General features: G+C 58.8%; 13 protein-coding genes. 7 read left to right on the forward strand and 6 right to left on the reverse strand.

Annotation, left to right across the window (positions count from 1 at the left end):
* Nucleotides 1-2 precede the first annotated feature (2 nt).
* Genes SynBIOSU31_RS10130 through pgeF form a run of 3 tightly spaced genes read left to right on the forward strand, consistent with a single transcriptional unit; the run spans nucleotide 3 to nucleotide 3039 of the window.
* Complete coding sequence (locus SynBIOSU31_RS10130) at nucleotides 3-1298, forward strand: S1 RNA-binding domain-containing protein (RefSeq protein WP_186489682.1); 1296 nt, start codon at nucleotides 3-5, stop codon at nucleotides 1296-1298.
* The gene (locus SynBIOSU31_RS10135; RefSeq protein ID WP_186489683.1) at nucleotides 1295-2209 is read left to right on the forward strand and encodes a Tab2/Atab2 family RNA-binding protein; all 915 of its coding nucleotides are present in this window, start codon (nucleotides 1295-1297) and stop codon (nucleotides 2207-2209) included. Before SynBIOSU31_RS10130 ends, SynBIOSU31_RS10135 begins: the two co-directional genes overlap by 4 nt.
* Nucleotides 2206-3039, forward strand: coding sequence for a peptidoglycan editing factor PgeF (pgeF, locus tag SynBIOSU31_RS10140; protein ID WP_186489687.1), 834 nt, complete (start codon nucleotides 2206-2208; stop codon nucleotides 3037-3039). Before SynBIOSU31_RS10135 ends, pgeF begins: the two co-directional genes overlap by 4 nt.
* Nucleotides 3040-3048: 9 nt before the next feature.
* Here pgeF and SynBIOSU31_RS10145 read toward each other — a convergent pair whose 3' ends face one another.
* From SynBIOSU31_RS10145 to hemH, 5 genes are all read right to left on the reverse strand, one after another.
* A complete protein-coding gene (locus SynBIOSU31_RS10145; RefSeq protein WP_186489689.1) occupies nucleotides 3049-4716 on the reverse strand; it encodes an NAD(P)/FAD-dependent oxidoreductase in 1668 nt (555 codons plus the stop codon).
* Between the two features lie 143 nt (nucleotides 4717-4859).
* Nucleotides 4860-5084: a GIVxVP protein gene (locus tag SynBIOSU31_RS10150; RefSeq protein ID WP_186489691.1), complete on the reverse strand. Its 225-nt coding sequence runs from the start codon at nucleotides 5082-5084 to the stop codon at nucleotides 4860-4862.
* Between the two features lies 1 nt (nucleotide 5085).
* A complete protein-coding gene (locus tag SynBIOSU31_RS10155; protein WP_186492978.1) occupies nucleotides 5086-5406 on the reverse strand; it encodes a nuclease in 321 nt (106 codons plus the stop codon).
* A 35-nt stretch (nucleotides 5407-5441) separates the two neighbouring features.
* Nucleotides 5442-7253, reverse strand: a complete 1812-nt coding sequence (gene ilvB, locus SynBIOSU31_RS10160; RefSeq protein WP_186489696.1) for a biosynthetic-type acetolactate synthase large subunit — start codon at nucleotides 7251-7253, stop codon at nucleotides 5442-5444.
* A gap of 60 nt (nucleotides 7254-7313) precedes the next feature.
* Nucleotides 7314-8489, reverse strand: a complete 1176-nt coding sequence (hemH, locus tag SynBIOSU31_RS10165) for a ferrochelatase (protein WP_186489698.1) — start codon at nucleotides 8487-8489, stop codon at nucleotides 7314-7316.
* Between the two features lie 71 nt (nucleotides 8490-8560).
* Between hemH and SynBIOSU31_RS10170 the strand changes: the two genes are divergently transcribed.
* Genes SynBIOSU31_RS10170 through cobO form a run of 4 tightly spaced genes read left to right on the forward strand, consistent with a single transcriptional unit; the run spans nucleotide 8561 to nucleotide 12345 of the window.
* On the forward strand, nucleotides 8561-9745 hold the full coding sequence (locus SynBIOSU31_RS10170) for a site-specific integrase (protein ID WP_186489700.1): 1185 nt from the start codon (nucleotides 8561-8563) through the stop codon (nucleotides 9743-9745).
* The gene (locus tag SynBIOSU31_RS10175) at nucleotides 9742-10992 is read left to right on the forward strand and encodes a serine hydrolase domain-containing protein (RefSeq protein WP_186489702.1); all 1251 of its coding nucleotides are present in this window, start codon (nucleotides 9742-9744) and stop codon (nucleotides 10990-10992) included. Before SynBIOSU31_RS10170 ends, SynBIOSU31_RS10175 begins: the two co-directional genes overlap by 4 nt.
* A 40-nt stretch (nucleotides 10993-11032) precedes the next feature.
* Nucleotides 11033-11683, forward strand: coding sequence for a class I SAM-dependent methyltransferase (locus SynBIOSU31_RS10180; protein ID WP_186489704.1), 651 nt, complete (start codon nucleotides 11033-11035; stop codon nucleotides 11681-11683).
* On the forward strand, nucleotides 11680-12345 hold the full coding sequence (gene cobO, locus SynBIOSU31_RS10185; protein ID WP_186489706.1) for a cob(I)yrinic acid a,c-diamide adenosyltransferase: 666 nt from the start codon (nucleotides 11680-11682) through the stop codon (nucleotides 12343-12345). The genes SynBIOSU31_RS10180 and cobO overlap by 4 nt, the downstream gene beginning before the upstream one ends.
* Before the next feature lie 16 nt (nucleotides 12346-12361).
* Here the strand turns inward: cobO and SynBIOSU31_RS10190 are convergent, their stop codons facing one another.
* Nucleotides 12362-12547 carry a hypothetical protein gene (locus SynBIOSU31_RS10190; RefSeq protein WP_186489708.1) on the reverse strand — a complete coding sequence of 62 codons (186 nt, stop codon included), beginning with the start codon at nucleotides 12545-12547 and terminating at the stop codon, nucleotides 12362-12364.
* Nucleotides 12548-12605: the final 58 nt, after the last annotated feature.

The following is a 12605-nucleotide window of genomic DNA, read 5'->3' on the forward strand; positions in this document are numbered from 1 at the left end:
CCATGGCCGGAACAGAACGTCAGAATTCCCGACTGGATGGTGGCAAGGGTGCCGCAGCTTCGGCGCAGCCACCACGAAAACCGCTTCAGGTGATGCACATCAGCAAGCGGGAAGAGCAGGATCGACTGCGTAAGGAGGCCGAGCAAGCCCGTGCAGCCGCTGATGCTGCTGTTGAACGTGCTGCACAGCTCGAGCAGGCGGCACTCGCCGCCGAAGGCGGCCAGTCCATGGCTACAAGTCCCCCTGCACCTCCAAAAGGACCACAAGCGTCTTCTGGTCCATCGCGAGATACCGACGACGATGACCTGTCCGGTATGACCATGGCCGACCTACTCGGTCCCTCCGATGCAGGACGGCGTCAGAACAATGTCCCCGCCGAAGCGGCAACTGCAGCAAGCCGCGTTGTTGACGATTTCGATTTTGATGAAGATGCCTTTCTGGCAGCACTCGATGCCAACGAGCCTGTGGGCACAACCGGTGAGGTCGTCACCGGAACCGTGATCGCAATGGAGAGTGATGGTGTCTACGTGGATATCGGCGGCAAAGCGCCTGGCTTCATGCCCAAAAGCGAATGTGGCCTTGGGGTGATCACCAATCTGAAGGAACGCTTCCCCAAGGGGCTCGAGCTTGAGGTACTGGTCACTCGTGAACAAAATGCCGATGGCATGGTCACCATCAGCTGTCGTGCACTGGCCCTTCGCAAAAGCTGGGACAAGGTCAAGCAGCTCGCCAAGGACGGCAAGGTGGCTCAGGTCAAAATCACCGGTTTCAATCGAGGGGGTGTCACCTGCGATCTCGAAGGGTTAAGAGGATTCATTCCCAGATCTCAACTTCAGGAGGGTGAAAACCACGAAGCACTGGTTGGGAAGACGCTTGGCGTCGCTTTCCTGGAGGTCAACTCCGAGACCCGCAAACTGGTCCTTTCCGAAAAACGCGCAGCAACGGCCGCCCGTTTTTCAGAACTTGAAGTGGGGCAGTTGGTGGAAGGTCAGGTGTCCTCCATCAAGCCCTATGGACTGTTCATCGATCTGGGTGGCGTCAGTGGTCTGCTGCATCAGTCAGTCATCACCGGAGGCAGTCTGCGCTCGTTGCGCGAAGTCTTCGGACAGGGAGACACCGTGAAGGCTCTCATCACCGAGCTTGATCCCGGTCGAGGCCGGATCGCTCTCAACACAGCCCTCCTAGAGGGACAGCCAGGGGAACTTCTCGTCGATAAGGACACCGTTATGGCGGAGGCGACCGATCGAGCCAACAGAGCCCGTAACGTCCTCAGGCAGCAGGAACAGTCAGCTGGATGACCACAGCTTCCATGTCTGCCGGTGACGCCGGCTCCCAGTCCAGGACAGAGCGTCAGGCCGATTGGGAGCTGGATTTTTATTCAAGACCCATCCTGGAAAAGGATGGCAAGAAGCGCTGGGAGCTGCTGATCATCAGCACCCCGGAGATCAACGGCAACGAATGCTTCCGCTTCGCGAAGCTTTGTCCTGCAAGCGAAGTGAATTCCACCTGGTTGGCCGCGGCCCTACGCCAAGCATTGGCTGAGGCTGAAGACCAGGGTTGGAAGCCTCCACAAAGACTGCGCGCCTGGCGCAGTGCCATGAGAACGATGGTGCAGCGTGCTGCCGCAGAGCTGCTCCTGGAAGTGGTGTCGAGCAGGCGCACCTATGCCCTGCTCGACTGGCTCGATGAGCGAGAGCGGACGCTTTATCCGCAGGAGGAAGGCTTCATGGCAGGCCCCCTTGCACTGCCGCCTTCCCCTGTCGAAACCCCGCCTCTGCCACTTCCCGAAGCCGTCCGGGGCGACGCCTGGACTTGGGCCGGACTTCCAGCCGGCAGCCTCAAGGATGCGAGTGAGTGGCCTCTTGGCTTCAACGGCCTAGTGCCGGTTCCCCCTTCTCTGAAGGACGATCTTGAGGTTCCTGGCCTACGTCTGTTCAGTCGCAGCAGAGCCCTGGCCCTGGCAGGTTGGCTTGGGGGCCTTGAACCTGTGCGGCTGCGTGTGAGCTCGCTCCAGTTGATTCTCGATGCTGGTCAAGATGACAGCTGGCTCGTCAGTGATCTGAACCAACAGGAAGCCAAACAGATTGCAGCCGCGCTGGAGGCGTCGTTCCTCAACCTGCATGGACTTCAGTTCATCGCCGTACAGAGCGCTCCTGACAGTGAGCGGTTCGAAGGCTTCTGGATGCTCAGGGATCAGCCGCAACAATGAGCTCCGCGAAGGGAGCAGACCCAGGCACTGAGCGAGAGGATCCTCTTGCTAAGCCCGACAGCCGCTTCAACACCCTTCCGGGCTGGACCTGGGTGGGCTGTTATGGCGGTTATTACCTCACAGCGAATCACTTGCATGAAGCTGGCTTTGAGCATGGATTCTTCACCCGGCGTTGGCAAGGTCGTGGTCCCGACGAACTAGCTGCCTACCTGTCCTGCGGAGTCTCCGTTCATCGCCCGCAGCAGGTCCATGGAAACCTCGTGCTTGAGGCTTCCGTTGCCACTGCAGCACCATGGCCCGATGCCGATGGGTTAGTGAGTGATCGCGGCGGCCAGAGCCTCTGGGTTTGTGGCGCCGACTGCACCCCCGTTTTGCTTGCGGATCCCGAAAGCGGGCACGTCGCCGCATGCCATGCAGGCTGGCGCGGCGTGGCCAGCCGGATCCTGCCCACCGCGATCGACAAGCTTGAACAGCGAGGCGCCCGTAGGGAACAGCTGATCGTTGCCCTTGGACCAGCGGTCAGTGGTGAGCGCTATCAAGTGGAACAATCAGTGGCGCTTCAGGTGGGTGAGGCGTTGGCAACCGAGCTCAGATCACTCGAGCAGCTGCAGAGGCAAGCTGTCATTCATCCTGATCCAGAGCAGGGGCGCTGCCGTTTAGATATCCGACAAGCCGCCTTGCAGCAACTGAAAGCAGAAGGGATTGACAGCAGCAAGATCACAACATGTCCGCTCTGCACGGTCGCTGAACCCAGTCTGTTTCACTCCTGGCGACGCGATCAGGTGAAGGCAGTTCAGTGGAGTGGAATCGTCGGACAGGCGACGATCTGAACGCCTGCATTAGTTCGATATCGGCTCGAGCAGACGCAATGCAACCGCTTCAGCAGCCCGAATACCATCAATTGCTGCCGAAAGAATCCCGCCTGCATAACCGGCACCCTCCCCAGCAGGCGTGAGACCGTGCACATTGAGCGACTCCAGGCGATCATCCCGAGGGATGCGCAGCGGCGACGAAGTGCGGGTCTCGACCCCGGTCAGAACGGCATCAGGGTGGTCATAACCAGAAAGCTTCTGACCGAATGCCGGCAGAGCTTCCCTCAGGGCATCCACCATCGGTTCCGGTAGAAGCTTGGCAAGGTCAGTGGGTTGAACACCAGGTTGATAGGAGGGACTCACTGATCCAAGCGACGTGGATGGCCTTCCGGCCAAAAAATCCTCCTGTCGCTGCACTGGGGCGCTGTAGTCCTGACCACCGAGTTGGAAAGCGAGGGATTCGAGTTCACGCTGAAACACCAGGCCCGCGAGTGGATCTGCGGGCCAACGTTCATGAGACTCCAGGTCTGCATCCGACACAGGCACCACCAGCCCGCTGTTGGCGTTTCGTTCATTGCGGGAGTGCTGGCTCATGCCATTGGTCACAACACGACCTGGTTCAGAGGTCGCACCCACCACAAACCCACCGGGGCACATACAGAAGCTGTAAACGCAGCGACCGTTAGCAGCGTGATGCACCAGCTTGTATTCAGCGGCACCGAGCAACGGATGGCCAGCGGCATCCCCCCAGCGGGCGTTGTCGATCAGCGACTGCGGGTGCTCGATCCGAAGGCCAATCGCGAAGGGCTTTCGTTCCATGGCAACACCATTGCGATCCAGCATCGCGAACGTATCCCTGGCCGAATGTCCAGGAGCCAGAATCACCTGAGTGCAGTCGACACGATTGCCATCGGCCAGTTGCAGCCCGATGATCCGCGTCGGCTTACCACCAGTGGCGCTGGCAGGCTCTAACAGAAGTTGTTCCACGCGGGCACCAAAGCGGACCTCACCGCCAAGAGCCTCAATCTGAGCGCGCAACCCCCTGACCACTGTCGCCAGCTTGAACGTGCCGATATGGGGGCGGTGTCGGGTGAGGATGTCGCGGTTGGCGCCGCATTTCACCAGCTCTTCAAGCACTTTGCGGCCGTAATGAACGGGATCGCTGATCTGGCTATAAAGCTTGCCATCGGAAAAGGTTCCGGCTCCCCCCTCGCCGAACTGCACGTTGGATTCGGGGTTGAAAGTCGCTCGACGACGCCAGAAGCCAAACGTGTCGCGACTTCTCTGCTTCACCGCCTGTCCGCGCTCCAGCAGCAATGGACGGAATCCCATCTGTGCAAGCAACAGTGCGGCGAAGTAACCACAGGGTCCTGCCCCAATCACCACCGGCCGCACCCATGACGCATCGAGAGGACTGGTTGGAGCGTGGGCAACAAATCGGTAGGACTCATCAGGCCTGCGACGAATGCGTCGGTCGGCCGAGCATCGGCGCAACAACGCTTTCTCCCCCCGTACCTGAACATCCACGCTGTAGATGATCCGGATTCGATCCCGACGACGGGCATCAATGCTCTGCTTCACCAACTGGTGGGAGATCAGTTGCTCTCGAGGTACTCGCAGGCACCGCAGAACAGCCTGCTCAAGGTCATCCTCCGTATGGTCTAGCTCCAGACGAAGCTCGCTCAGGCGCAACACGAGCTCTCTGCCTCCCGGACCCCCAAAAACAACATTACCGGCAGGACACTGAACAATTTTGAGCTTCTCCCGGACTCCTCAGCGTGGCTGATTCGGGATAACACGTGATGGGCAAAACCCTCTCCCATAAACCAGAGAAGCCCTTAAAGAGACTCTTCAGGTTCATCGGCCTTGGGCTCAGCTTCGGTGCTCCCCCCTTGGATTGCCAGTGAAAGGAGTCCGGCGACCAGCAGCAGACTGCCGATGCCGATGGCAAGAGATCGGTTGTCCGACGCGGCGTCACCCCAGATCGCTGTGCTCAGAAAAGCTGAGCCAAGAAGCACACACGGCACCATGACAATCCCAGAGGCAATGCGGTTGCGTGCCATTTCAGGCTCCTGGACAGGTGACCTGAGCCAGACCTTCATTCACCAGTCCAGCGCCGAGATCAAGTTCATCTCCAATCGGAGTGACTCTTGCCAACAGAACACCATCTGCACTGCCCTCCGGCCGCAGATTCACCCGTCGGCGACGGGGAAGCTCGCGACGCATCCAATCCTGCGCTTGCTGCTCATCCTCAGGGTCTACCTGAACACAGGCCAGCTGCACGCTGTAGTTGCGATTGCGATCACCAATCTGCAGAAGCGTTGCCGAACGCACCTGCAGAACTTCTGCAGCAAACGCCTGGGGAGGCAGCACCAGCAACAGCATCAAGCTGAGGGCGGCTGCGATGAGAATGCCAAATCTCACTGGGCTCCGGGATGGGAGAAAGAACTTCCGGAGTGCTGGAAAGCCAACTCGGGATCGGCAGGCAGACCCACCATCTGAGCATTGCTGCAACCGGGTGGAACCATCGGATAGCAGTTCTCACCCCGGCGAACATGCACATCGACCAGGGTTGGATGTGGTGAAGCGAAGGCCTCGGCCAGCCGGGTGTGGAGATCATCGCGCTCAACGATCTTCATCCCCTCCACTCCAAACGCTTGGGCCAGAGCTTCGAAATCCGGCATACCGCCAAGCATGTCCGAAGCGGAATAACGCTCGTCGTAGAAACTCTCCTGCCATTGACGAACCATCCCCTGCCAGTGATTGTTCACAATCACCACCTTCACCGGGATCCTGTATTGAGCCAGAGTGCCCAGTTCCTGAATATTCATGAGCACACTGGCGTCACCAGCAATGCACACCACCTGACGATCAGGACAAGCAACCTGGGCGCCCAGAGCAGCAGGCATCCCGAAACCCATTGTCCCCAGTCCAGCGCTGCTGATCCAGCCACGTGGACCATTGCGTAGATATTGAGCAGCCCACATCTGATGCTGGCCTACATCCGTCGTGACGATGGCTCCAGGTGCCAAGTCACGGACAGCCATCAACACTTCCTGGGGATAGATGGGACCTTCTTGAGGCGGTATGGAAAGGGGATAACGCTGTTTCCATTCGCGGATCCTCTCCAACCAAACGGCGGTCTGCGGTTCGGGGGAACGTCGCAAACTCAGATCCACCAGCGCGGCAAGGCTGGTACCGACATCACCGAGGACTGCGACCTCAGGACGTCTGTTTTTGCCGATCTCAGCCGGATCGATCTCGAAATGGATCACCCGGGCCCGTGGAGCAAAGGTGTCGAGCTTCCCCGTCACCCGATCATCAAAGCGAGCACCAACGGCAATCAGTAAATCGCAATCGGTCACAGCAAAGTTGGCGTAAGCCGTGCCATGCATGCCCAGCATGCCGAGTGCCAGTGGGTGGTTCTCGTCAAAAGCGCCCTTACCCATCAGCGTTGTGGTGACAGGGATCTGGTAGCGCTCTGCAAGCACGGCGATGCTGTCATGAGCCGATGAAGCAATCGCACCACCACCGACATAAAGGAGAGGGCGCTGTGCTTTCGCGATCAGATCAAGCGCTGCTTCGATCGACTGGGAATCAGGCGCTGGGGTCGAGCCGAACCCTGCAGGAACAACGGATCCCGGTTCGACCGGGATGTAATCAAACTCCTCTTGGCCAACATCTTTGGGGATGTCAATCAACACAGGACCGGGTCGGCCCGAGGCAGCAATGTGAAAGGCCTGAGCAACCACCGAGGCGAGATCAGCCGGGTTTCGCACAACCCAGGAATGTTTCACGATCGGCAACGTGATGCCGAAAATGTCAGTCTCCTGAAAAGCATCAGTACCAATTGCCGTCCGCGGAACCTGACCGGTGATCACCACCATCGGTACTGAATCCATCTGGGCAGTGGCAATGCCTGTGACCAAATTGGTAGCCCCAGGACCGGACGTGCCAAAACACACACCCACCCGACCGGTCGCGCGGGCATAGGCGTCAGCCGCATGGGTTCCGCCTTGCTCGTGACGCACCAGGAAGTGACGCAACCAACCCTCGCTTTCGGCCACATGCAGGGCGTCATAGATCGGAAGGATGGCGCCGCCTGGGTAGCCAAAAATCGTGTCCACACCGTGCAAGCGCAGAGCATCCATCAAGGCCTGCGCTCCGCTCATCCTGCGGCTTCCATCGCTGCTGGACGCTGTGTCGGCCGTAGGAGCGGAGATCAGCGTCACTGTGACTACACGAGGAACTGATCCTCAAGATTAAGGGCCGGCCTGTCGATTTGCCGACACTCAGAGCAGTCCGAGTGCATGTAGCGGACCCTGGCCACTAATGATTTCGAGCAGAAAGGCTGAGAAGCCCAGCATGGCCAATCGCCCGTTCCAAACTTCGGAACTGTTGTTCCAGCCCCACTCCCATTTCTCCTGGGGATAGAGCTTCACTTTGGTTGGTAATTCAGCTGCCGCATCAAGGCTGACTTCAGGGCCTTCAAGACTGGTCACCACAAGGTCAGCTAATCCCTCGATGAACGGGGGATAGGTGTCGAGAGCACGCACACGCCGGAAATTCACCACACCGGACTCGGTGGCGAGTTCGCGGTACTCGATGTCAATCTCCTCAAGGGTCTCGATGTGCTCACTGACAAAGCTGATCGGCACCACGACCAAATCGTTGGTCTTGGCTTTGCCGAGCTCTTCCAGAGCTTCTTCGGTGTAGGGCTTCAGCCACTCCACCGGACCCACACGACTTTGATAAGCGAGGGTGTGGGGATTGTCGTGACCGACAAGCTCCTCGAGCTTGTTCATGATCAGGGCCGTGCAAGCCTCGATTTGCTGTTGATACGGATCACCGGCTTCTTCGACGTAGCTCTTTGGAACACCATGAGCGCTGAAGAACACGTGAGCCTTGTGGGGGTCATCGCTATTGCGAACTTCCTCGGCGATCAGCTCAGCCATCGCCGTGACGTAGCCAGGGTGATCAAACCAGCTGCGAATGCAGCGGATCGGCAACTTCTCGAAGACACCGTCCCCCTGCCGCAGGCGCTGGAGCTCACGGAAACTTGAACCACTTGTACTGATAGAGAAGTGCGGATAAAGCGGAAGCACCACCACCTGATCCATTCCATCTGCCTTGATATCTGCGACGGCGGACTCTGTGAAGGGATGCCAGTAGCGCATGGCCACATAACTGGTGGCCTCGATTCCCCGTTGCCGCAGAAGGCTCTGCAGCTCTCGAGCCTGCTGCTCGGTGATGCGACGAAGTGGTGAGCCGCCACCGATGGAGCGATAGGCACTTTGTGACTTGCCGCTGCGAAGGGTGCTGATCAGCCAGGCCAAAGGCTTTTGCAGCGCTGGAATGGGCAACCGGATGATCTCCGGATCAGCAAAGAGATTGAAAAGGAAGGGACCGACGTCCTGAATCCGCTCAGGGCCACCCAGATTGAGTAGTACGACACCGACCCGAGCCATGTCTGGAAACGATTGCAGGGGTTGAGAGTAACCCGCAATAACGGCATCTTGACGATGTCCTGAAGGAAAGGATGTCTCTAAGCGAGCCGCTTGAGGAGATCAGGCGAAATTCGAATGCAGCGTTGGCGTCGATCGGCATCGGTCTACGTATCGAATGTCGCGGTCGCCGAGTGAACCTGCGTGGCTTGTTGCCTATGCGTCAACAACCAGGCCAGCGATCGGTGCAACGTCTCAGCCTCGGACTTGAGAACAACAGGGATGGATTGCTCGAAGCCGAACAGATCGCTCGGGTGATCGATGCCCAACTCAAACGCGACCAGTTTCGATGGGAGCATTGGATCAAGGCCCCAGAGCAGACAACATCCGGCTCTGCAGGTCAAACTCGGGCACTGCTTGACCAGCAACTTCAGACCTTCGAGCGGGTCTTTTTTGCTGATCCCCGACGGCGCCGATCCCCTTCCGGCAGTCGAACCACATGGACTGGTGCTTACAACCCCTACTTGCGCCGACTGCGCTCACTTGCCGGCAAGGAAACCGGCCCAATTGGTGCAGACCTTCTGCTTCAGACCTTGCACAGCTACCCAGATGGCAGCCGCAGTCGTCAGCAATGCAGCACAGCCCTGGCAAGCCTGGCCAGGCATCTGGAACTAGAACTGCCCGAGAACTGGCGAGCCGAAGCAGCAGGCTATGGCCTGCATCGAGCTCGGTTCCGCCAGCTTCCCAGCGACCAAAGAATTCTCGAGAGCATCCTGCAGATTCCCAATCCACGCTGGCGGTTGGCCTATGGCCTGATGGCCACCTATGGGCTTCGTAACCATGAAGTGTTCTTCAGCGACCTCTCCGCTCTGAGCGACGAGGGAGATCGCGTGATCCGGGTCTTGCCCACCACCAAAACAGGTGAGCACCAAGTTTGGCCTTTCAATCCGGAATGGGTCGAGCGGTTTGACCTGCTGAAACTTGGACGAGACCCGCAGGCACTGCCAGTCATCACCACTGATCTGAGGGCAACGACCCTGCAGCAAGTGGGACGACGAGTCACCGAGCAATTTCGCCGCTACGACCTTCCCCTCACCCCTTATGACCTTCGCCATGCCTGGGCAGTGAGAACCATTCACATCGGTCTACCTGACACGGTTTCCGCGAGAATGATGGGTCACTCAGTGGCCATTCACACTCGCACCTATCACCACTGGATCACCCGCCGCGATCAACAGCAGGCCGTCGATGCAGCGCTCGCGCGACAACACGCGTCATGAGGAATCAGTGGCTGAACAATCAGTGGCTCAAGCTGGCGGCACTGCTACTGACGACACTGCCACTACTCCCTACCGCTGGAGAGTCAGCGACTACCTCGCCAGAGGAGGTGTCTTCCGTGTTGCCGATCACGGAATTGCAAACCTGGATGAACGAAGCCGGTGTTCCAGGAGTGAGCATCTCGGTAATCAAGGATTTCGAGATCCATTGGACGCTCGCTTTTGGGAGGGCGGATGCAAGCTCACATCGCCCAGTGACAACGAGCACGTTGTTTCAGGCGGCCTCGATCAGTAAACCAGTGATGGCCGTCGCAGCGGCAGTCCTGGCTGAGCAAGGGCAACTCGACCTCGACGGGGATCTAGCTGAGATGTTGCGCTCATGGGACATGCCTGCACTGGCTGAGGGCATCACGTCTCCCATCACGCCGAGAATGCTGCTCAGTCACACATCGGGTCTGGGAGATGGCCTTGGTTTCCCCGGCTATCGACCGTCAGAAGCTCTTCCAGACACGCTGAGCATCTTGAACGGAGTCCCACCCGCCACGACGGTGGCAATCCGTCCGAGCTTTCCGCCGATGAGCCAATCCCGTTACTCAGGTGGAGGCAGCGTTGTGATGCAGCAACTGCTGATGGATGTGACTGGACGGTCTTTTCCAGATCTAATGCGCTCCACTTTGCTTCAACCACTCGGCATGTTGATGAGCACCTATCAACAGCCTCTGAATGGATCGCTACGGCATTCAGCTGCCTTGGCCCATGACACCAAAGGGGAGCGCCTGGATGTTCCATGGATGATCTATCCAGAGCTTGCTGCCGCAGGGCTTTGGAGCACAGCAGAGGAGCTTGCAGCTCTAGTGCGTTCTTTGCAGAGAACAGCTGCTGGAGACGTGTTGCAGCCGTTATCCAGAAAACTCGTCCGAGATCTCTGGCAACCAGTCGGGGTTGGGTCCTTCGGCTCTGGATTCCACGTGTTCCAGCAAGGAGAAGGCTGGTACTTCGCTCACATTGGAGCCAATCGGGGCTATCGCAGCTTTTTGATGGCACATCAATCCAAGGGATATGGCCTTGTGGTCATGACCAATGGAGAAGGAGGGGAGACGCTGATTGAAAGGATCTGCCGTCGCATCCAACGGTTTTATGACTGGGATGTGCAACAGACGGAAGGGCAATTCCGTTTTGCGCCACAGAGAGGTCTTGGCTGCCTTCCGAAGGTTCGGGCCACTGAGCCCAGACCTTCAACGTCAGGATGAACGCTCTGGATGACGTCCCTCTCATCCACTCCTGATCCTGATGACCTCGTTTTTGCGGCCACTGGCCTACCGCTACCGCTGGATCTACGACACGGTGACCGCGATCTCATCACTGAGCGTGGGTGGAGTCGAACAACTCCGCCGTCTGGGGCTGGAAGCCCTGCAATCCATGTTGGAGCCCGGAGCACCCGTGCTGGATCTCTGCTGCGGCAGCGGCGAGGCTGCAGCACCTTGGCTAGCCGCGGGCTTCGATGTCACAGGACTAGATCTCTCTCCACTGGCACTCGCTCTGGCCGCCCGACGACACCCAAGCCTCAAGCGGGTGGAGGGTTTAGCCGAGGAACCCCCGTTACAGGACGGCAGCTTCTGTGCCATTCAGCTGAGCGTGGCACTGCATGAATTTCCTCGCCGCGAGCGGGAGCTTGTACTACGCCAGAGCTTGCGACTGTTGAAACCGGGTGGCTGGCTGGTGATTGTGGACCTACACCCGGCAGGGCCTTGGCTGCGACTGCCGCAACAACTGTTCTGCGCCTTGTTTGAAACCGACACGGCCACGTCCATGCTGGAAGATGACCTGCCATCTCAACTGCAGCAACTCGGTTTCACAGCGGTGAAGCAGGAGTTACTGGCCGGGCAGGCCCTGCAGCGCATCACCGCTGCGCGCCCCCGCATCGATGCACCCTCGTCATGAGCAACAGCAATCTCGACCAAACGGCAGCAGAACTGGGCATGGGAGGCAACCTTGCCCCTGAGCGCGACGATGCTGGCTACCGCAAACGCATGGAGCGACGCCAAGAGGTGCAACGCCAGCGGGTCGAGGAGCGCAACAAGGAGAAAGGATTGATCCTGGTGTTCACCGGGCATGGCAAGGGCAAGACCACCGCAGGCCTAGGACTCGTGCTTCGCACCCTCGGGCATGGTGAACGGGTGGCGGTGGTGCAGTTCATCAAGGGTGGTTGGGAACCGGGTGAAGCCAGGGCCCTGAAAGTCTTCGGCGACCAGATCTGCTGGCATGCACTGGGGGAAGGATTCACCTGGGAAACTCAGGACCGCCAACGAGATCAACAACTGGTTCAAGAGGCCTGGCAAACCGCATTGGGCCACCTGCGTGACGACCGAATCAAGTTGGTTCTGCTGGATGAACTCAACGTGGCGATCAAGCTGGGCTACATCGAACCTGAAATCGTGATCGCTGGCCTGAAGGAGCGACCGGAGCTTTGCCATGTGGCCGTCACCGGTCGAGGGGCACCAGCCCCGCTCATCGAAGCAGCCGATCTGGTCACAGAGATGACCTTGAACAAACACCCGTTCAGAGAGCAGGGTGTCAAAGCTCAGGCTGGCATCGAGTATTGATCTTCAGTTCTGACACTCAGTTTTGATCCAGATCGTGTCTGATCAAGCCCGACGCAGCGGTCAGCACCGACAGACCGCTGACCAGCAGAGCGCGGTGAACGACAGGATCACGCCAACAGGACGGATCCTGACTGGCGCGATCCAGAGCCGAGAGGGTGAGACGTGCCATTACCGAACTGCGTCCACTGTTTTCGTCAGACATGAAAACTTTGACGTTGCTCTATCCAAGCGGTTGCGCCGCATGCGCGCCAGTGGCGGGA

This window comes from Synechococcus sp. BIOS-U3-1, from assembly GCF_014279975.1.
In the GTDB taxonomy this organism is placed as follows: domain Bacteria; phylum Cyanobacteriota; class Cyanobacteriia; order PCC-6307; family Cyanobiaceae; genus Synechococcus_C.

What these genes read in the sequence shown, in the direction of transcription:
- SynBIOSU31_RS10130 (WP_186489682.1), top strand. Translation starts at nt 3, where the DNA reads ATGGCCGGAACAGAACGTCAGAATTCCCGACTGGATGGTGGCAAGGGT.
- SynBIOSU31_RS10135 (WP_186489683.1), top strand. Translation starts at nt 1,295, where the DNA reads ATGACCACAGCTTCCATGTCTGCCGGTGACGCCGGCTCCCAGTCCAGG.
- pgeF (WP_186489687.1), top strand. Translation starts at nt 2,206, where the DNA reads ATGAGCTCCGCGAAGGGAGCAGACCCAGGCACTGAGCGAGAGGATCCT.
- SynBIOSU31_RS10150 (WP_186489691.1), bottom strand. Translation starts at nt 5,084, where the DNA reads ATGGCACGCAACCGCATTGCCTCTGGGATTGTCATGGTGCCGTGTGTG.
- SynBIOSU31_RS10155 (WP_186492978.1), bottom strand. Translation starts at nt 5,406, where the DNA reads ATGCTGTTGCTGGTGCTGCCTCCCCAGGCGTTTGCTGCAGAAGTTCTG.
- hemH (WP_186489698.1), bottom strand. Translation starts at nt 8,489, where the DNA reads ATGGCTCGGGTCGGTGTCGTACTACTCAATCTGGGTGGCCCTGAGCGG.
- SynBIOSU31_RS10170 (WP_186489700.1), top strand. Translation starts at nt 8,561, where the DNA reads ATGTCTCTAAGCGAGCCGCTTGAGGAGATCAGGCGAAATTCGAATGCA.
- SynBIOSU31_RS10175 (WP_186489702.1), top strand. Translation starts at nt 9,742, where the DNA reads ATGAGGAATCAGTGGCTGAACAATCAGTGGCTCAAGCTGGCGGCACTG.
- SynBIOSU31_RS10180 (WP_186489704.1), top strand. Translation starts at nt 11,033, where the DNA reads ATGACCTCGTTTTTGCGGCCACTGGCCTACCGCTACCGCTGGATCTAC.
- cobO (WP_186489706.1), top strand. Translation starts at nt 11,680, where the DNA reads ATGAGCAACAGCAATCTCGACCAAACGGCAGCAGAACTGGGCATGGGA.
- SynBIOSU31_RS10190 (WP_186489708.1), bottom strand. Translation starts at nt 12,547, where the DNA reads ATGTCTGACGAAAACAGTGGACGCAGTTCGGTAATGGCACGTCTCACC.